At 63.1% G+C, this 18,404-nt stretch carries 17 protein-coding genes, 1 tRNA gene and 1 riboswitch; of the genes, 4 read left to right on the forward strand and 14 right to left on the reverse strand.

Annotated elements, in window-relative coordinates:
- Positions 1–2: 2 nt before the first annotated feature.
- Positions 3–1,652: a lysine--tRNA ligase gene (locus tag OCA5_RS16460; protein WP_012561841.1), complete on the reverse strand. Its 1,650-nt coding sequence runs from the start codon at positions 1,650–1,652 to the stop codon at positions 3–5.
- A gap of 50 nt (positions 1,653–1,702) precedes the next feature.
- Positions 1,703–2,629: a transporter substrate-binding domain-containing protein gene (locus OCA5_RS16465; RefSeq protein WP_013913400.1), complete on the reverse strand. Its 927-nt coding sequence runs from the start codon at positions 2,627–2,629 to the stop codon at positions 1,703–1,705.
- Between the two features lie 85 nt (positions 2,630–2,714).
- On the opposite strand from OCA5_RS16465, the gene OCA5_RS16470 reads away from it, so the two are divergent.
- Entirely contained in the window at positions 2,715–4,724 is a 2,010-nt protein-coding gene (locus tag OCA5_RS16470; RefSeq protein WP_012561839.1) for a glycosyltransferase family 2 protein, read from the forward strand.
- 27 nt (positions 4,725–4,751) lie between these two features.
- On the opposite strand, the gene OCA5_RS16475 is transcribed toward OCA5_RS16470, so the two are convergent.
- From OCA5_RS16475 to OCA5_RS16490, 4 genes are all read right to left on the reverse strand, one after another.
- Positions 4,752–5,345, reverse strand: coding sequence for an SCO family protein (locus tag OCA5_RS16475; RefSeq protein ID WP_041559547.1), 594 nt, complete (start codon positions 5,343–5,345; stop codon positions 4,752–4,754).
- Between the two features lie 145 nt (positions 5,346–5,490).
- On the reverse strand, positions 5,491–5,949 hold the full coding sequence (locus OCA5_RS16480) for a hypothetical protein (RefSeq protein WP_013913402.1): 459 nt from the start codon (positions 5,947–5,949) through the stop codon (positions 5,491–5,493).
- A 174-nt stretch (positions 5,950–6,123) separates the two neighbouring features.
- A tRNA-Gly gene (locus OCA5_RS16485) sits at positions 6,124–6,197 on the reverse strand.
- A 67-nt stretch (positions 6,198–6,264) separates the two neighbouring features.
- A complete protein-coding gene (locus OCA5_RS16490) occupies positions 6,265–7,407 on the reverse strand; it encodes a 2'-deoxycytidine 5'-triphosphate deaminase (protein ID WP_013913403.1) in 1,143 nt (380 codons plus the stop codon).
- A gap of 60 nt (positions 7,408–7,467) precedes the next feature.
- Positions 7,468–7,547: riboswitch (SAM riboswitch) on the forward strand.
- A gap of 73 nt (positions 7,548–7,620) precedes the next feature.
- Between OCA5_RS16490 and OCA5_RS16495 the strand changes: the two genes are divergently transcribed.
- Positions 7,621–8,832 carry an O-succinylhomoserine sulfhydrylase gene (locus OCA5_RS16495; protein ID WP_012561835.1) on the forward strand — a complete coding sequence of 404 codons (1,212 nt, stop codon included), beginning with the start codon at positions 7,621–7,623 and terminating at the stop codon, positions 8,830–8,832.
- Positions 8,833–8,889: 57 nt separating this feature from the next.
- Here OCA5_RS16495 and OCA5_RS16500 read toward each other — a convergent pair whose 3' ends face one another.
- The 3 genes from OCA5_RS16500 to OCA5_RS16510 are packed head-to-tail and all read right to left on the reverse strand — an operon-like array spanning position 8,890 to position 11,803.
- A complete protein-coding gene (locus OCA5_RS16500; protein ID WP_012561834.1) occupies positions 8,890–9,819 on the reverse strand; it encodes an SGNH/GDSL hydrolase family protein in 930 nt (309 codons plus the stop codon).
- The gene (locus OCA5_RS16505) at positions 9,819–10,580 is read right to left on the reverse strand and encodes an SGNH/GDSL hydrolase family protein (RefSeq protein ID WP_012561833.1); all 762 of its coding nucleotides are present in this window, start codon (positions 10,578–10,580) and stop codon (positions 9,819–9,821) included. Before OCA5_RS16505 ends, OCA5_RS16500 begins: the two co-directional genes overlap by 1 nt.
- On the reverse strand, positions 10,577–11,803 hold the full coding sequence (locus tag OCA5_RS16510) for an OpgC family protein (protein WP_012561832.1): 1,227 nt from the start codon (positions 11,801–11,803) through the stop codon (positions 10,577–10,579). Before OCA5_RS16510 ends, OCA5_RS16505 begins: the two co-directional genes overlap by 4 nt.
- 230 nt (positions 11,804–12,033) lie before the next feature.
- On the opposite strand from OCA5_RS16510, the gene apaG reads away from it, so the two are divergent.
- The gene (gene apaG / locus OCA5_RS16515) at positions 12,034–12,426 is read left to right on the forward strand and encodes a Co2+/Mg2+ efflux protein ApaG (protein WP_012561831.1); all 393 of its coding nucleotides are present in this window, start codon (positions 12,034–12,036) and stop codon (positions 12,424–12,426) included.
- Positions 12,427–12,481: 55 nt separating this feature from the next.
- On the opposite strand, the gene OCA5_RS16520 is transcribed toward apaG, so the two are convergent.
- The 3 genes from OCA5_RS16520 to OCA5_RS16530 all read right to left on the reverse strand — a co-directional run bounded on the left by OCA5_RS16520 (position 12,482) and on the right by OCA5_RS16530 (position 15,840).
- A complete protein-coding gene (locus tag OCA5_RS16520) occupies positions 12,482–13,462 on the reverse strand; it encodes an Hsp33 family molecular chaperone (protein ID WP_012561830.1) in 981 nt (326 codons plus the stop codon).
- A gap of 222 nt (positions 13,463–13,684) precedes the next feature.
- Positions 13,685–14,620: an ornithine carbamoyltransferase gene (argF, locus tag OCA5_RS16525; RefSeq protein WP_012561829.1), complete on the reverse strand. Its 936-nt coding sequence runs from the start codon at positions 14,618–14,620 to the stop codon at positions 13,685–13,687.
- On the reverse strand, positions 14,617–15,840 hold the full coding sequence (locus tag OCA5_RS16530; RefSeq protein ID WP_012561828.1) for an aspartate aminotransferase family protein: 1,224 nt from the start codon (positions 15,838–15,840) through the stop codon (positions 14,617–14,619). Before OCA5_RS16530 ends, argF begins: the two co-directional genes overlap by 4 nt.
- 454 nt (positions 15,841–16,294) lie before the next feature.
- Here OCA5_RS16530 and OCA5_RS16535 point away from each other — a divergent pair, with 454 nt between their 5' ends.
- The gene (locus OCA5_RS16535) at positions 16,295–16,801 is read left to right on the forward strand and encodes a GcrA family cell cycle regulator (RefSeq protein WP_012561826.1); all 507 of its coding nucleotides are present in this window, start codon (positions 16,295–16,297) and stop codon (positions 16,799–16,801) included.
- A gap of 143 nt (positions 16,802–16,944) precedes the next feature.
- Here the strand turns inward: OCA5_RS16535 and phoB are convergent, their stop codons facing one another.
- Together phoB and phoU are read right to left on the reverse strand one after the other, a co-directional pair.
- Positions 16,945–17,649, reverse strand: coding sequence for a phosphate regulon transcriptional regulator PhoB (gene phoB, locus OCA5_RS16540; RefSeq protein ID WP_012561825.1), 705 nt, complete (start codon positions 17,647–17,649; stop codon positions 16,945–16,947).
- Positions 17,650–17,667: 18 nt separating this feature from the next.
- Entirely contained in the window at positions 17,668–18,384 is a 717-nt protein-coding gene (phoU, locus tag OCA5_RS16545) for a phosphate signaling complex protein PhoU (protein WP_012561824.1), read from the reverse strand.
- Positions 18,385–18,404 lie beyond the last annotated feature (20 nt).

An 18,404-nucleotide genomic window follows, 5' to 3' on the forward strand; every position in this document is an offset into this window, starting at 1 on the left:
CGTCAAGCGCTACGCGCCAGCGCCGCGTCGATCATCCCGACCGCATTGGCAAGGCCATAGACCGCAACGAACGAACCGAAGCGCGGGCCTTTCTCCTGCCCGAGCAGCACCTGATAGAGCATGTTAAACCAGTCGAGCGACACGCCCGGCCGGCCATCCTTGCCCGCCTTCTTGTGATCGAGGAACGGCTCGCGCCGCCCGATCTCGTAGACGACGTTCTGGATGTCTTCGGCCGATGCATCGGCAGGCAGTTGCGCCAGCGCGTCGCGCAGATCCTGCAACGCCACACGCTCGCTCTCGCTCGGCGCGCGAAACTCCTTCGAGGGCGCAACAAAATCGCGATAGTAGTTGATCGCATAACCGACCAGCGCATTGAGGCGCGGATGGGTCTGCGGCGTTACACCCGGCCGATAGCGGCCGATGAAACCCCACAGCGTCTCGGCGTTCTCCGCATTCGACGACGACACCAGCGTCAGCAAGAGCTGGAACGTCACCGGCATGTCGGAGGCCTGCGGCTTCCCCGAGTGAATGTGCCACACCGGATTGCCGAGCCGCTGCTTGGCATCCTGCCGCGCATAGCCGTCGAGGAATTGCTGATACTCATCGACGTTACGCGGGATCACATCGAAGTAGAGGCGCTTGGCTGCCTTCGGCTCACGATACATGAACAGCGCCAGCGATTCCGGCGAGGCATAGCGCAGCCACTCGTCGATAGTGAGGCCGTTGCCCTTCGACTTGGAAATCTTCTGGCCCTTGTCGTCGAGGAACAGTTCGTAGTTGAAGCCTTCCGGCGGCGTGCCGCCCAGCGCGCGGCAGATCTTGCCGGACAGCTTCACCGAGTCGATCAAATCCTTGCCCGCCATCTCGTAATCGACGCCGAGCGCGACCCAGCGCATCGCCCAGTCGGGCTTCCACTGCAGCTTGCAATGCCCGCCGGTGACCGGAACAGTGACGCGGTCCTTCGTCTCCGGATCGTCATAGGAGACGGTGCCGGCTTTCGCATCGTGGGCCACGATCGGCACCTGCAGCACCACGCCGGTGCGCGGGCAGATCGGCAGGAACGGCGAGTAGCTCGCCGCACGCTCCTCGCGCAGCGACGGCAGCATGATCGCCATCACCTCATCGATCTTCGCGAGCACCTTGAGCAGCGTTTCGTCGAAGCGTCCCGACGTGTAGTAATCGGTCGAAGATGCGAATTCATAGTCGAAACCGAAAGTATCGAGGAAGGCGCGCAGGCGCGCATTGTTGTGCGCACCGAAGCTGTCATGTGTGCCAAACGGATCGCGCACCTTAGTCAGCGGCTTGCCGAGGTCCTCTTCCAGCATCTCCTTGTTCGGCACGTTGTCCGGCACCTTGCGCAGGCCGTCCATGTCGTCGGAGAAGGCGAGAAGCCGCGTCTTGATCTTGTCTTCGGTGAGCACACGGAAGGCATGGCGCACCATCGATGTGCGCGCGACTTCGCCGAACGTGCCGATATGCGGCAGGCCCGAGGGACCGTAGCCGGTCTCGAACAACACCTCGTCCTTCGGTTTCTTTTTCAGGCGAGCCACGATCTGCCGCGCCTGCTCGAACGGCCAGGCGTTGGATTGCTCGGCGAACGCGCGCAGGTCCGCCGCCGACATATCTTCAAATCGCGTGATCGTCTCCGACATCTTCACTCCGCTCGCGCGCGGGGCTCATCCCGCGCGCTCCAACTTCTCTCTCAGAACGGGCTAACCGAAAAATACCGCAACCACAAATCGGTGTAGCGGCCTTTCTCCCAGACCCGGAACATCGCCCAGTTCAGCGCCTGGCGCAGCAGGTCGTTGCCTTTCCTGACGCCGATGCCGATGCCCTCGCCGAAATAACGGCTTTCCACGAACGGCCCACCGGCGAAGGTGCAGCATTCGCCCGAGTCGGTGCCGTTGATCCAGAAGCCGAGCGAGATCGCATCGCCGAAAATCAGATCGACCTCGCTCCGGCGCAGCGCCGTGCGCATCGCATCCTCGGAAGGAAAGCCGACCGCAAGCGCGTCGGTGAAGAACGCCTTCAGATAGGCCTCATGCGCGGAGCCGGCAATCACGCCGATCTTCTTGCCGGTGAGGTTCTCCGGCCGCACCTCGGCCATCGCCTCTCCGGCGCGGGCAACAAAACGCGCGGGCGCGCGATAGTAAGGGTCGGTGAAATCGAGCCTGGCGCGAATGTCCGGCGATGCCGCGATCGAAGCGATCACGGCATCGCCGCGATTGGTGTTGATGGCGTCGATCAGCGTCTCGAACCGCCGCATCTGGATGGTGCAGGGAACCTTGATCTCCTCGCACAGCGCGCGGGCGAAATCGACGTTGAAGCCCGCCGGATTGCCATCCGGGCCGGTGAAATCGAACGGCGGATAGTCGGTCTCGGTCATGAAGCGGATCATGGTGATGCGCGAGAGGTCCGGCCGCTCCGGCCGCCGCCGCGGATCCCAGAATCCGGGGACCGCTTGGGGCGCCGCTTCCGCCGCGGGCTTCACCGCAGGTTGTGCGCCTGCCTCTGAGGCCAATGGGACGCTCAGGAAAACCCCAAGCAAAATCGCGCAAATTCCCGCCATCGGCCGGGCCGGGCCCGGCTGCGATCTGTCATTGCTGGAAATTGCCATCTGTGATTGCATCAGGAAGCATCCGCGAGGGGGTCTTATAGACCATCCGGCAGCGGAGGCGAGTGGCGTTTGAGTGAGCAACGTTTGAGCAGGCACCATGGCTCCGATCTTTGGTCACCCGGATCACGAGACCGGGCCGACGCGGAAAGCGCGCCGCCGACGGCCGGCATGGGCCCTTCCCGGCTTTCTGGCCGATGCCTTCCGGCGCGGACGTCCCCAACCCACGACCCGTCGGCGCCGGGCGGAAACTGAAACTCCGTTTGAGCTCGACTGCCTGCAAGGCGCGCTGCTTCCCGCCATTCTCGCAAGCGCCGCGCGGCGCGCGGCCATCCTCGGCATCGGTGCCGAGCAGGTTTTGATCCGCAACGGCGTGATCAGCGAAGCCGACTACATCGCCCGCCTTGCTCACCATTGCGGGCTTCCCCTTGCGGATTTCAATCGTCTCAGGCGATCCGACTGCGCACTCAGTGACGCGCAACTGCGTTACGCCGCATGGCATCGCCTGCTGCCGATTAAAGGGAGGGACGGATTGTCGTTCGTGCAAGCGCCGCTCCGCACCGCTGCACGCAGGATCAGCGAGGCATGCGCGCGTGGCGCTCCACCGCGAGTCCACCTCACCACACAGGCTGCCTTCAATCGCCACATGATGCGTCACGAGGCGCTAGCGCGCGAGGCCGCCATGGGTCTCGCGCTGCGAAGCCCGGAGATGTCGTGCGCGCCGCAGCTCTGCACCCGGCGCGGCAAGGCGTGGCGCTATGGTCTCAAGCTCCTGGCATTCACCAGCGCCTTCATGCTTGCGCCGACGCTGCTCACGCAATTGAGCGGCGCCGTTCTTGCGATCTGGTTTCTCCTGTTCAACAGCCTGCGGCTTGCCGGCGCTTTTGCGGGCGGCGAGCGGACGCCACGATCTCCGCGCATTCCCGATGCGCAATTGCCCCTCTACACCGTGATGGTGGCGCTCTATCACGAAGGCCCCTCTGTCGCCCATCTTGTGCAGTCGCTTGCCGCGCTCGATTACCCGCGCGAGAAGCTCGACATTCTGCTGCTGCTCGAAGCCGACGACATCGAGACGCAAGCGGCACTCTCGCGCCTTCATCTTCCCGGAAACGTCCAAACCCTGATCGTGCCGCCGTTCGGCCCGCGCACCAAGCCGAAGGCGCTGAATGCAGGGCTGATGTCTGCGCGTGGAGAATTTACGGCGGTGTTCGATGCGGAAGACCGACCGGACCCCTCGCAACTGCGCGATGCGATCGATGCCTTCCGTCACCATCACACCGATGTTGCCTGCGTGCAGGCCAGCCTGTGCATCGACAACAGCGCCGATAGCTGGCTCGCCTGCATGTTCACCGCCGAATATGCCGGGCAGTTCGACGTATTTCTGCGCGGCTTCTCGCAGTTCGGCCTGCCTTTGCCGCTCGGCGGTTCATCCAACCATTTTCGGACCGACGTGCTGCGCGAGGTCGGCGGATGGGACGCCTACAACGTCACCGAGGATGCCGATCTCGGTTTCCGCCTCGCGCGCCGCGGCTATCGCGCAGTGATGTTCGATTCCACGACTTACGAGGAAGCTCCGGCCCATACGGGCGCATGGCTGCGGCAACGCTCGCGCTGGATGAAAGGCTGGATGCAGACCTGGATCGTCCACATGCGCTCGCCGCGCCGACTAATTAAGCAGAGCGGCCTCGCCGGATTCTTCACGCTCAATCTGCTCGTCGGCGGCAATGTGCTCACCGCCCTCGCCTACCCGATCCTGATCGCGGCGTGCCTTCTCGAAGCGGGGCTGGCCGCAACCGGCAGCACGGCGGTTGCAATGTTCTCCGGCCCGTTCATCGAGCTGCACTTCACCACGATTGCCGCCGGCTATCTCTCTACCGTCGTCGTCAGCCTGATGGGGCTCGCACGCCGCGGACTGCTTCGCCATGCGTGGGTACTGGTACTGACGCCGCTTTACTGGGCGTGGCTCTCGATCGCGGCGTGGCGGGCGCTGCGGCAGCTTCTCCATGATCCCTATCACTGGGAGAAGACCGAGCACGGGCTCGCGCGTCATTCACGCCTGGCCCGGCATCAGCGAAAAGAGGCTGCAAGAATGGAGACGCGGCGCGCTTGAGCGAGAAAGCCGTGCGACAACGCGCGATTACAGGTAGCGCTTGAGATCGGTCGCGGCCTGCTGCGGCGTCTGCTTCAGATTGAACGGCGCGACGAACCGCCCGTCGCGATCCAGAAGATAAACCGCCGCGGTGTGGTCCATGGTGTAGCTGCCATCCTTCAGCGGCACCTTCTTGGCATAGACCCGGTATGCGCTCAGCATCTTGGCAACCGCCTCCGGCGAGCCGGTGAGCCCCTTGAGGTTCGGATCAAAGCTCTGGAGATAATCCTTCATCACCGCCGGCGTGTCGCGCTCCGGATCGACGGAAACGAAATAGGCGTTGACCTTGGTCGCATCAGGCCCCATCGCGCGCAGCACTTCCGAGATTTCGAAGAGCGACGTCGGGCAGATGTCGGGGCAATGGGTGAAGCCGAAGAACACCAGCGACGGGCGGCCCTTCAGGCTTTTCTCGGTGACGGTTTTCCCGGCCTGATCGGTTAGCTCGAACGCCCCGCCGACAGTGGAGACCGGCGTATTGGTGCGAAAGCCGCCCATCAGAAACAGCACCGCCATCAACCCGATCGCAAGACTGACAGTGAACGCGGCAATAACGACGCCCGGTCGGGTAGAACTGGTGGCCATGGTGAAAACGCCCGGAAAACGAGAGCAAAAGGTGCTCACCACATAGTGATGAAGTGAGCCAACGGCAAGCAAATGCCGTGCAGTCCTGCTCATGCACGATCACATCACCGCGAGAGTGCCGAGAAGAGAGCCTTTATCGCTGTGGCTAGTGCGTGGCCGAAGCCCGCGCGTCCAGATAGCAGGGCTTGTACATCGACGTAAGCTGACGCCCGCGCAGGAAGATCATGCGTGGCGTGAGCCCGCCGCGCTGCGCGATCCAGCGGCGGATCGAGGTCGGATACATGGTGTAGAGCATGCGGGTCGCCTCGACATTGGTGACGGGGCGGCCGTTCGCGCCCGGGTCCCATGCCGCATGAAAGCCGAGGCTCGCGCGCGAGGTGACGCAAATCCGGTCGCGCGGAATGGCGCCGAGCACAATGGTACAGGCCGACGCGCACAACCCGTCGATCACAACCATGTCGCCGGAGGTGCGAATGCTCTGATACTTGTCGACATAAGTGCCAATGCGCCCACCGCGGTCATTGGCGATGCGGACCACGGCGTCGCTCGCCGTCAGCCCGGCCATCAGAAACACCCCCGCCAGCAAACACGTCAGTAGCCGCATTCCCGCGCCCCCGCGCCGACTGTGCCATCGGCGTGCCCGCAGCGTGTTGCGAGTCCGGAAGGTTGTCCAGAGCACGCGCGTCTCAGCGCGACAATTTCGGTGCGGTGTTGCACGACGGATGCAGAACGCGGGAACAGCGTTGCCAATGCATCACGGGTGGAACGGAAAAGAGATTGGAGCGGGCGAAGGGAATCGAACCCTCGTATGCAGCTTGGGAAGCTGCCGTTCTACCATTGAACTACGCCCGCGAAGGGGACCACCATCGCCCAACCGCGCCAATTTTGCAACGAGACGCAGCGGCGTTAACCAAACGCCTCACGTGGGCGCGCGGAAATGCTTGGAGAGCTTCAGCCCCTGCCCCTGATAGTTCGAGGCGATGCGAGTACCGTAAAGCGTATCGGGCTCGGCCAGCATTCTCTCATAGACAAGACGGCCGACGATCTGGCCATGCTCGAGAATGAAGGGCACTTCGCGCGAACGCACTTCGAGCACCGCGCGCGAGCCCTTGCCGCCCGCACCAGCATAGCCGAAGCCGGGATCGAAAAAACCCGCATAATGCACGCGGAATTCGCCCACGAGCGGATCGAACGGCACCATCTCGGCAGCGTAGTCCGGCGGCACCTGCACGGCTTCCTTCGAGGCGAGGATGTAGAACTCGCCGGGATCGAGCACGAGGCTGCCATCCGGCCGCGCCTTGATCAGCTCCCAGAAATCATCGACCGCATAGCCGCCGCGCCGGTCGATATCGACGACGCCGGTGTGACGCTTGGCACGGTAGCCGACAAAACCGCCTGAACCTTCTCCTGACAGATCGATGCTGAGCGCCACGCCACCGGCGAGATCGGCATCGTCGCAATCGACCAGCCGCTCATGCGCGTGCAGATCTTCCAACTCGTCATGATCGAGCAGCGGCTCACCGGTGCGGAAACGGATTTGCGACAGGCGCGAGCCCTGCCGCACCAGAACCGGAAACGTCTTCGGGCTGATCTCGGCATAGAGCGGGCCGTGATAGCCCGCGGCGATCATGTCGAAGCGGCGGGTGCCATCGGCGATCACTCGCGTGAACACGTCGATGCGTCCGGTCGAGCTTTTCGGATTGGCCGAAGCATGGATCGAGGGCGGCAGCGCGAGGCTCTCAAGAAGCGGCACCACATAGACGCAATTCGTCTCGAGCACCGCGCCATCGGTGATATCGATCTCGTGCAGCTTGAGCTCGTCGATGCGCTCGGCAACCGTGGTATCGGGCCCCGGCAGGAAGCTGGCGCGCACGCGATAGGCCACCTCGCCCAGCCGCAGGTCGAGGCTCGCCGGCTGAATCTGGCTTTCCACGAATGGAAATGCCGGCAAAATCAGGCCCTCTTCCTCCATCGCCGCGATCATGCGGTCGGGCAGAATGCCGTCGGCATTGGCAGGGAGAGAGAAGGCCAATTCGGTCCCCTCAGGTTGAGCTATGCGCATAACCCTACCCCGTTATCCGATGGGTTGCTTGACGGAAAGGGCCGTGCGGATTAAGGCTCCTACTTATCCCGTGGTGATTTGGGCCGGCCGGCTTGCAGCCACGTAAAATAAGTCGCTAAACAGGCCGCGGACCTTTGAGCCCCCGGCCGTTGGATTTTCGTCCAGGCCGGTTTTTTTGTGCCTCGTGAAAGGCGGGGCACTATTGGAGGTCCCATGTCCGACACGAAAGGTCATTCATCCACTTCATCCATGGCTCATTACCATCCGGAAACGCGCCTCGTTCACGCCGGTACGCTCCGCTCGGATTTCGGCGAGATGTCGGAATCGCTGTTTCTGACCCAGGGGTTCACCTACGACAGCGCCGAGGAATGCGAGGCCCGCTTCAAGGGCGAAAAGCCCGGTTTTCTTTATTCGCGTTTTTCCAACCCGACCGTTGCGATGTTCGAACGCCGCATGGCGGCGTTGGAGGGCGCGGAAGCAGGGCGCGCCACCGCGACCGGTATGGCGGCGATGACGACGGCCATGCTGGCGCCCTTACAGGCAGGCGATCATGTGGTCGCGGCAAAGGCGTTGTTCGGCTCCTGCCGCTACGTGATTGAGACGCTGCTGCCGCGCTACGGCATTACCTCGACGCTCGTTGATGGCGGCGATCTCGATGCGTGGCGCAAGGCGATGCGCCCCAACACCAAAACCTGCTTCCTTGAGAGCCCGACCAACCCGACGCTCGATGTCGTCGACATTGCCGAAGTCGCCAAGATCGCCCATCAAGCAGGCGCGCGCCTCGTCGTCGACAACGTGTTCGCAACGCCGCTTTGGCAAAGCCCGCTCGAACTCGGCGCCGACGTCGTCGTCTATTCGGCGACCAAGCACATCGACGGACAGGGCCGCTGTCTCGGCGGCGTCATCCTGTCGACCGAGCAGTTCATCACGGAGCACATCCATACGTTCTTCCGGCAGACAGGTCCGTCGATCTCGCCATTCAATGCGTGGGTTCTTCTGAAGGGGCTCGAGACGCTCGGCATCCGCGTCAAGGCGCAGACCGAGAGCGCAGCGAAGATCGCCGACGTCCTCGCCTCACATCCGAAGGTAACGCGGCTCATCTATCCGGGGCGCGCCGATCATCCGCAAGCCGACATCGTGAAGAAACAAATGCGTGCCGGCTCGACCATGATCGGCTTCGAAGTGAAGGGCGGCAAGGAAGGCGCGTTCCGCGCACTCAACGGCTTCCGCCTCGCGCGCATCTCCAACAATCTCGGCGACGCCAAGACCATCGTCACCCACCCGGCCACCACAACGCACCAGCGCCTGACGCCGGAAGCGCGCGCCGAACTCGGCATCGGCGACGGCTTCATCCGTTTCTCGATCGGGCTCGAGCATGTCGACGACCTGATCGAGGACGTGAAGGGCGCGCTGGAGAAAGTGTAAGCCGCACGGCTTGCTCGCGACAAAAAGGCCCGCCGCTTCGGCGGGCTTTTTTGTGCGTTACATCGGCCGCAAGCCGATGACGCTGGACGGCGCTTCGACACCGGCCTTGGCATCGCTGACGGATTTGATGATGGTGTCGCCAAGCAACTGAGCGAAACAGGCATAGCCCCAATCGTTCATGTGCAATCCATCGGCAATCGAGAAGCTCTCGAACGGCAGTTTCTCGTCCTCATGCCATTGCCGCATCACCTCAAAGCGCGGGAACACCGAGGCGTGCCGCAGCCGCGCGACATCGTGGATCAGCTTCACCATCTTGCCCGCGCCTTCTTTCTTCGCGGTCACCGCAGGCACGTATTGCGGATCGATCAGCACCACATCGGCGCCGGCCGCCTGCATGCGCGCGACGCCCGCTTCGACAAGCGCGCCGGTGGTGGAGGAATCCTCGCCGCGCACCACGAGATTGGTGCCGAGCTGCCAGATCACGAGATCAGGACTGGAATCAAGCACGCTCGATTGCAGCCGCGCGATCATCTGCGGCACTTCCTGGCCACCCATGCCGCGGTTGATGACGCTGATGCGCGCCCACGGATATTTCCGCCGCAACTGCTCGGCGAGGCGGCTTGGATAGGTGTAAGCCGCCGACGTCGTGCCATAGCCCGCGGTCGACGACGAGCCGAGCGCCACGATCGTCACCGGCTCGCCTGCGTTGAGCTTATGCGCGACGCGCGGCAGCGAGGCGGACAGCGTCCCCTTCGGCGGCAGGCATGGAATGCGCGTGAGGACGTCACCGGCGCGACTTGCGACGCTCCTCGCCGCATTGAGTGCCTTGCCGGCAAGGCCCGGCCTTGCCGGCGCATCGGCCGGTTGCGTGGCGGGTGGCTGCTCCTGATGATCGGACGGCGTCTCCCCCGCGGCAAAACACGGTGTGCCTGCGAGCACACCGCACACCATCACCGCAACAAGCCTCTTCAAACGATGACGCCGCATCAGCGGACTCCGAGATCCGCCGGGTTGATATGCGAGGCTTCGATCACGAGCTTCGCCAGCGCGCGCCCGATGCAATCATGCACCCGCGCGGCGACACCGATAGTGCGCGCCTGCGCGAACAGGTCGAAATCACCCGCCTCGCTCCACGCGCGCATGATCGAGAAACGATCGAACAGCGGCACGGAACGCTCCTGCGTCACCACCCGCATGGTGTCGAGATAGGGCGACGCCGCGAGCACCGTTTCCATCCGCGGGCTGTATTGCAGGTTCATCAGGATCACATCCGCGCCGGCCTTCTGCAGAGTGGCGATGCCGTCATCGAGCGCGGTGCGGAAATCGTCGGGGTCGATCGCGCGCATCGCATCGACGGTGCCGGTCTGCCACACGACCAATGTCGGATGCTGCTCCCCGGCGATCTTTTCCAGCTTCCCCGCGACGTCGGCGGCGGTCTCCTTGGGGTGCAGATCGGTCGTCACGCTGATCTCGATACCGGGCAGCCTGTTGCGAAGCGCCACCTCGAAACGCGCCGGATAGGAGCGCGCGGTGCCGTCCGGCCCGCTCAGGGCGGAGGAGCGACTGCCGACCACAAGCACCCGCATCGGCGCCCTCGCCTTGAACACCTCCGCGATCTTGGGCAGCGGATTCTCGGTGGCGAGGAGATAAGCAGGCACCGTGCAGGAATGCTCCGCCTCGGCGCGCGCCGGCGACGCCGCCAACACCACCAGAACTGCAGCGGCTGCGACGCCCGCAACTCGCTTCATGGGCTGCTCCCGATCATATCGGCGCTGGCCGCCGCGATCGGCCGTTTACCGCCCTTACTTGCCTCCACCTTGTACCATGAAAGCAGCCAGGCGGTGCACGACATGATGACGATGCCGGTCATACTAATGACGAAATGAAGCCCCGCCCCGCCCGCGGTTTCCACCAGAAGGAAATGGCCGGCAAAGGCGAGAAACACGCCGAGGCAGAAAATCTCCAGCGAATGCTGGCCGCACAGGATGAGGGGCCGCAACCAGGGCGACTTCAGCCCCGGCCAGTCTTTTCGCAGGAAGCGGACCGTGACCATCGCAAGCGCCAGGAAATGCGCGAACCGCAACACGTCGAGGTCGGTCTTGTTGATCGGGTACATCCAGCTTTCCAGCCAGCGCGGCAGATAGCCATGGAGCTGGGGGACGTGCCAGGTTAGCGTCACATAAAAGGCAAAGACGAGATAAGCGATCGAGAGGCCGAGCGTGATCCGCGAGGCGAGAATCCGCGCCATCCGCTTCGCGCCGCCGAGCGCGCACCACGCGCCGAATACAAACAGAAGTTGCCATGCGAACGGATTGAACACCCAAACACCGTTCGGGTAAGCGGGCAGCGCGAGATCGAGCTCCCACGTCAGCGCGTAAATCGCGAGCGACAGCACGAGCGTAAGATCGGGCTTGCGCCGCATCAGCCAGATCGTCGCAGGCAGAAACAGCATCAGCACGATGTAGAGCGGCAACACGTCCATGTTGACCGGCTTGAACTTCAGGAGCATCGCCTGAACGATCGTGATGTCCGGATGCTTGAGGAAATCGAGAATGCCCATTTCCTCGGAATAGAGCGGGTTCTCGAAGCTCGTCGCGATATAGGAAATCTCGGCGAGGTAGATCATGAACAGAAAGATGTGGGCGACATAGATCTGCCAGATCCGCTTGAAGATGCGCGCCCCCGCAACAATAAAGCCGCGCTCCTCCATCGCCCGGCTGTAGACGAAGGCCGCCGTGTAGCCCGAGATGAAAATGAAAATTTCGGTGGCGTCGGAAAAACCGTAATTGCGGATCGTGAACCAGGTGAGGATGTTCGGCGGCAGGTGGTCGACAAAGATGAGCCACAGCGCAAGACCGCGGAACAGATCGAGCCGCAATTCGCGCTCGCCGGCCACCACCGGTAAAGGGGGAGCCTTGACGTCAGGCTGAGCGGTTTTTGAGTCCGGTTCTGGCGCGATCACGGTGGTCATCGGTTCGGATGGCTCGCGAATAGCCGGCAAGTGTCGCGCAACTCCACAGCCTCTGCAAAACGACGGTCACGGAACCGTCTCGCCGACGCGACGCTCATGGATGCATACCTTAATCTGAACCCCGCTTGAACGAGAACCTCATCAATAAGACGAGCATGAGACGGCAAGACGCATTTTGCCATTGCCGCGGCTTCGGCCTATCATGCGCACCGAACCATTTGATTGAAGCAATGTATCGCGCCGTTACCCGCCAGATCGAAGTTCTCGTCGAGCCCGAGTTCCTGCCCGAGCGCTCATCACCCGAGAAGCAGCAGTTTTTCTGGGCCTATAGCATCACCATCGTGAATGGCGGCCCGGATTCCGTCCAGCTCAAGACCCGTCACTGGGTCATTACCGATGGCTTCGGCCAGCAGCAAGAAGTGCGTGGCGAGGGCGTCGTCGGCGAGCAGCCGGTCATCGGACCGGGCGAGCGCTACGAATATACGAGCGGCGTGCCGCTTACGACATCCTCCGGCTTTATGACGGGCAGCTATCAGATGGTGACGGAGGACGGCGAAGCATTCGACCTCGCCATCCCGCTGTTCTCGCTCGACAGCCCCGACATCCGCCGCACGCTGAACTAGGGCGTTCTCCGCCTCTAGCAACTACGCACATTCATCATGCGCGAATGCGCCGCGCCTATCCTTCGACGCCAGCTTCCTGCGGCGTGAATTCGTAGGTCGAGCTGCAGAACTCGCACGTCACCACGACCTTGCCGTTCTCCACCATGTCGGCCCGATCCTCGGGATCGAAACTGGCGAGCATGCCCGCCACCGCATCGCGCGAGCAGGTGCAGCCCGCATGCAGATGCTGCGTCGGGAAAACCCGTACGCCACGCTCGTGGAACAGGCGGAATAGAAGCCGCTCGCCGGACAGGTCCGGATCGATCAGTTCAATATCCTCGACGGTCGCGAACAGCGACTGGCTTTCGACCCAGGCATCATCCTCGTCGATCGCATGAGCGACGCTCCCCTCCGGCGCGTCGCCGGGATCGAGATCGACCTGTCGCGCCCGCTCCGGCGCTTTCGGCAGGAACTGGATCAGCGCACCGCCGCCGCGCCAGCGATGCGTCGGGCCGTCGCCGCCACCGCGCAGCTCTTCGCCGACAGCCAAGCGCACGCGCGTCGGAATCTGCTCCGAGCGCAAAAAATATTCATGCGCGGCGTCTTCGAGCGAGCCGCCCGCAAGCGCAACGAGGCCCTGATAGCGGCTCATCTCCGGCCCCTGATCGATGGTCATCGCAAGGTGGCCATGGCCGAGCAACTCGCCTGCGCTGAGGCCGTCCGCGAGGCGCGTCTTGTCGAAGCGTGCATAGGCGCGCAGCCGATCCGGCGCGATGAAATCGACGACGATCATCGACACCGGCCCGTCGGTCTGGGTCTGCAGGATGAAGCGGCCATGGAATTTCAGTGACGAGCCGAGCAGCGTCGTCAGTACGATCGCCTCGCCAAGCAGCTTGCTGACCGGCGCGGGATAATCGTGACGCATCAGAATATCGTCGAGCGCAGCCCCCATCCTGACCAGCCGGCCACGGATATCGAGCGCGCTGACTTCAAACGGAAGCACCGCATCGTCGACCGGAACAGCCGACGGTGCGCGAATAGCATCTTGATCCGCCATAAGGCGTCCTTTTCTCGTGTCCTGAATCCGAAGTTCGCTTGAAGGACTCGCTGAGACAATGAAGCGAACCTCTCGAACCACCACTCTTCTTATTTTGACGCGTTTTCTTGACGCGAACCGGTTCCCGCTTCGCTGAAAACGCTCTGAAAGCAAGACCGCAATTTAGGAAGCACGGGCCGCGATTCAAGCGCGGCCCAGATGTGGTCAAAGCGTGGCCGTCGTTCAGCCGACCGCGCCGAGGCACCAGGCGAGAATGCCCTTGTGCGCGTGGAGACGGTTTTCCGCCTCATCGAACACCACAGACTGCGGCCCGTCGATCACGTCGTCCGTGACCTCCTCACCGCGATGCGCCGGCAGGCAATGCATGAAAATCGCATCGGGCTTGGCAAGCGACATCAGCTTCTCATTCACCTGATAAGGCTTGAGCAGATTGTGGCGCTGCTCGGCATCCTTGTCGCCCATCGACATCCAGGTGTCGGTGATGACGCAATCGGCATTGCGCACTGCCTCGACGGGATCGGTGCCAAGCACAATCGATGCTTGCGTCGCCTTGATCCAGTCCTTCAGCGCCTTCTTTGGCGCAAGCTCCGGCGGCGTCGCAACGCGCAGGGTGAACGCGAAGCGCTCCGCAGCGTGCATCCACGAGGCGAGCACATTGTTGTCGTCGCCGGTCCACGCAATGGTGCGGCCTTTGATCGGCCCGCGATGCTCCTCGAAGGTCATGACATCCGCCATCACCTGCGTCGGATGCGAGCGGCGGGTGAGGCCGTTGATCACCGGCACGGTCGCGTGCTCCACCATCTCGGTCAGCGCATCATGGCTCAGGATGCGGATCATGATGATATCGACGAAGCGCGACAGCACACGCGCGGTATCGGCAAATGTCTCGCCACGGCCGAGCTGCATCTCCTGCCCGGTCAGCATGATCGCCTCGCCGCCGAGCTGGCGCATGCCGACCTCGAACGACACGCGGGTGCGCGTCGAGGGCCGTTCGAAGATCATCGCCAGCGTCTTGTCCTTGAGCGGACGATCGGGATGACCCGCCTTGAGGTTCTTCTTCATCGCAAGCGAGGCATCGAGGATCGCGCGAAGGTCCTCGGTCGGCAGTTCGGACAGGTCGAGAAAGTGCCGCAGCTTGGTGTTGGTCCCATTCCTCATGATGCAGCCTTCTCCTTGCGGGGCGCGTCCGGCAAATCCTGCGCAAGACGCGCGCACGCCTTCTCGATCCGCCCGACCGCATCCTCGATTTCGGATTCGGTGACGATCAAAGGTGGCAACAGCCGCACGACGTTCTCGCCGGCACCGACAGTCAGAAGTTTTTCATCGCGCAGCGCTGCTATCAGATCCGGCGCAGGCAGCGCCGCCTGCAATCCGATCAACAGGCCTTCGCCACGCACTTCGCGCAGCACGCCGGGATAGCGGTCGATGATCGAGGCGAGCTTCTGCTTCAGGACAAGCGAAGCGCGCTTCACATGGTCGAAAAAGCCCGGTGCCAGCATCACATCGAGCACCGCACTCGCAGCCGCGATCGCCAGCGGATTTCCGCCGAAGGTGGAGCCATGGCTGCCGGCCGTCATGCCCGAGGCTGCTTCGCGTGTCGTGAGGCAAGCGCCGATCGGAAAGCCGCCGCCGAGCGCCTTGGCCAGCGCCATCACGTCGGGCTCAACGCCAAGCCGCTTGTAGGCGAACAGTTCGCCGGTGCGTCCCATGCCGGTCTGCACTTCGTCGAATACAAGGAGCAGGCCCTTGTCGTCGCAAAGCTCGCGCAGCGCCCTGAAGAAGCTATGCGACGGCTCGCGCACGCCACCCTCGCCCTGCACCGGCTCGATCAGAATGCCCGCCGTCTCAGGCCCGATAGCCTTCTTGACCGCTTCGATGTCGCCGAGCGGCACCTGATCGAAGCCTTCGACCTTGGGGCCGAAGCCGTCGAGATATTTTTCCTGGCCACCGGCAGCCAGCGTCGCGAGCGTACGGCCGTGAAAGGCGCCCTCGAAAGTGATAATGCGGTAGCGCTCCGGATGGCCCTTGCGCGCATGATAGCGGCGCGTGACCTTGATCGCGCATTCGAGCGCCTCGGCGCCGGAATTTGCGAAGAATACTTCGTCCGCAAAACTGTTCTCGCAAAGCCGCGCGGCGACCTTCTCGCCATCTGGGCTGCGGAACAGGTTCGACATGTGCCACAGTTTTGCGGCCTGCGCCTGCACCGCCGCAACGAGATGCGGGTGAGCGTGGCCGAGCGCGTTGACGGCGACGCCGCTCGTGAAATCGAGATATCGTTCTCCGTCGGTCGCTATCAGCCACGCGCCCTCGCCGCGTTCAAAAGCGAGATCGACCCGGGCAAAGACCGGCATGAGATGAGACGTCGTGTTGGTGGTCATGGCAACCTGACAGGACGGACGTCACACTTACCGGGAGCAGGAGATTCTCCCGGTCAGGAACGGTCCGAAAAAGAAACATGCCGCCTCGACGGGCGGCACCCGTTGATTATCCTCTCCGCACGTCTTGGCTGTCAACACGGCAGAAGCGCCCGCGCGCGCCTTCCGGCCATCCGCTCTTAAGCCGCACATCGCCGCAATTTGATGTGCATCATCGCGCCCGGAACATGTGGACTGCGGGGCGGGACTCTTGCGCGTGAGTCACGCCATATTGTAGCGTTCTTTTCACTGGCTACGACATCTCGTGCGGCGTCCCAACTTCTGTTTTCCCGAAGCTGCCAAGCGCCCGGTTCTTCCAACCGGCGAGAGCTAAGGGATTCTGACAACAGAGGTTTTCGGAACCATCGCGCGGAGTGCCGGATTCAAACCCCGGCCACGACAGAGAAGGATCAGAGCGATGACGGTGATGAATTGGACCGACGATCGCGTCGAACAGCTCAAGAAATTGTGGGAGTCCGGCCTTTCCGCAAGCCAGATTGCCGCCGAACTTGGCAACATCACCCGCAATGCCGTCATCGGCAAGGTCCACCGGCTCGGCTTGTCGGGCCGCGCCAAGAGCCCCTCCTCGTCGGCACCCCGCCAGCGCAAGGTGCGCCCGGCGCAGCACATGATGCGGATCAGCCGGCCGATGGCGCGCGGCAACACCGCGCTCGCCCATTCCTATGAGGTCGAGGCCGAGCCCGATCCGATTGCCTTCGACAACGTGGTGCCGATGAACCAGCGCCGCACGCTGCTCGAACTTACCGAGGATACCTGCCACTGGCCGGTCGGCGATCCCGGCAGCACCGAGTTCTTCTTCTGCGGCGGCAAAACGCTCGGCGGCCCCTATTGCGCGCATCACTCGCGCATTGCCTATCAGCCCGCAGGCGACCGCCGGCGCTCCCAGCCGAAGACGGGACGCTAGAAGCGCGCGCCTTCACAGATTGCGATCACAAGACAAATGCCCGGCTAGATGCCGGGCATTGTTTTTTGGTGAAGGGTTGTCGGCAGAACGCTTGTCACGCGAGACGATGCTCGATTGCGTCGCTTCGCGCGCGCCTTACAAGCTCACTCCGTCGCCTTGGCGAAGCGGTCGTCGAGCGCATAGCCCGCACCGCGCACGGTGCGGATGGGATCCTGCTCCTCACCGGGATTAAGCAGCTTGCGCAGCCGGCCGATATGCACGTCGACGGTCCGCTCGTCGATATAGATGTCGCGGCCCCAGACGCCATCAAGCAACTGCTCGCGGCTGAACACGCGCCCCGGATGCTGCAGGAAGAACTCAAGAAGCCGGTATTCAGTCGGCCCAAGATCGATCGGACGGCCGGAGCGCGCCACACGGCGCTTCTCGCGATCGAGTTCGATGTCGCCATAGATCAGCACGCTTGCGACCCGCTCGGGGCTCGCACGTCGCAACAGGCCCTTCACCCGCGCCAGCAACTCCGGCACCGAGAACGGCTTGACGATGTAATCGTCAGCGCCGGTCGCAAGCCCGCGGACGCGCTCGCTCTCTTCGCCGCGCGCGGTCAGCATGATGATCGGCAGTTGCTTGGTCTCTGGCCGCGCCCGCAGCCTGCGGCAGAGCTCGATGCCGGACAGGCCCGGCAGCATCCAGTCCAGAACGACAAGATCGGGCACGCGCTCCTTCAGCCTCGTGTCGGCCTCGTCGCCGCGCGCCACAGTTTCGACGTCGTAACCTTCCGCATCGAGATTGTAGCGAAGCAGCGTCGCTAACGCCTCCTCGTCTTCGACGACCAGAATTCGTGCGCTCATAGACAGTCTTAGCCTTCCTTATCCGACCGAAGATGTGCTCGAGAAACTCGTCATGTCACCCTTCGGGCGCGCGCCGCCGATCGGCTGCCCTTCGACGACATAGAACACCGTTTCGGCAATATTGGTTGCATGGTCGCCGATCCGCTCGATGTTCTTCGCGCAGAACATCAGGTGGATACAGAAGCCGATATTGCGCGGATCTTCCATCATGTAGGTCAGGAGTTCGCGGAACAGCGAGGTACAGATCGCATCGACCTCTTCGTCGCCCTTCCAGACCGCCATCGCAGCCGGCACGTCGCGCGCGGCATAGGCATCGAGCACCGCCTTGACCTGCGACTGCACGAGATCGGTCATGTGCTCGAGGCCGCGAATCAGCTTCAGCGGATGAAAGTCGCTGTCGAGCGCGGCAACGCGCTTGGCGATATTCTTGGACAGATCACCCATCCGCTCGAGGTCGGTCGCAACCCGAAGCGCGCCGACGATCTCGCGCAGATCGACCGCCATCGGCTGGCGGCGCGCAATGGTGAGCACGCCACGCTCTTCGATCATGTGCTGCAGCTTGTCGAGTTCGACGTCGGCGTTGACGACGCGGAGGCTCAGATTGATGTCGCGGCGGGTAAGCGAGACAACCGAATCCACAATCTGCCGCTCGACCAGGCCGCCCATTTCGGCAACGAGGCGCGCGAGCTCCTGCAGGTCTTCGTCGAACGCTTTCGCGGTGTGTTCAAAAGCCATCTTAGTTCTCCGAAACCAAA

Source organism: Afipia carboxidovorans OM5 (assembly GCF_000218565.1).
GTDB lineage: Bacteria > Pseudomonadota > Alphaproteobacteria > Rhizobiales > Xanthobacteraceae > Afipia > Afipia carboxidovorans.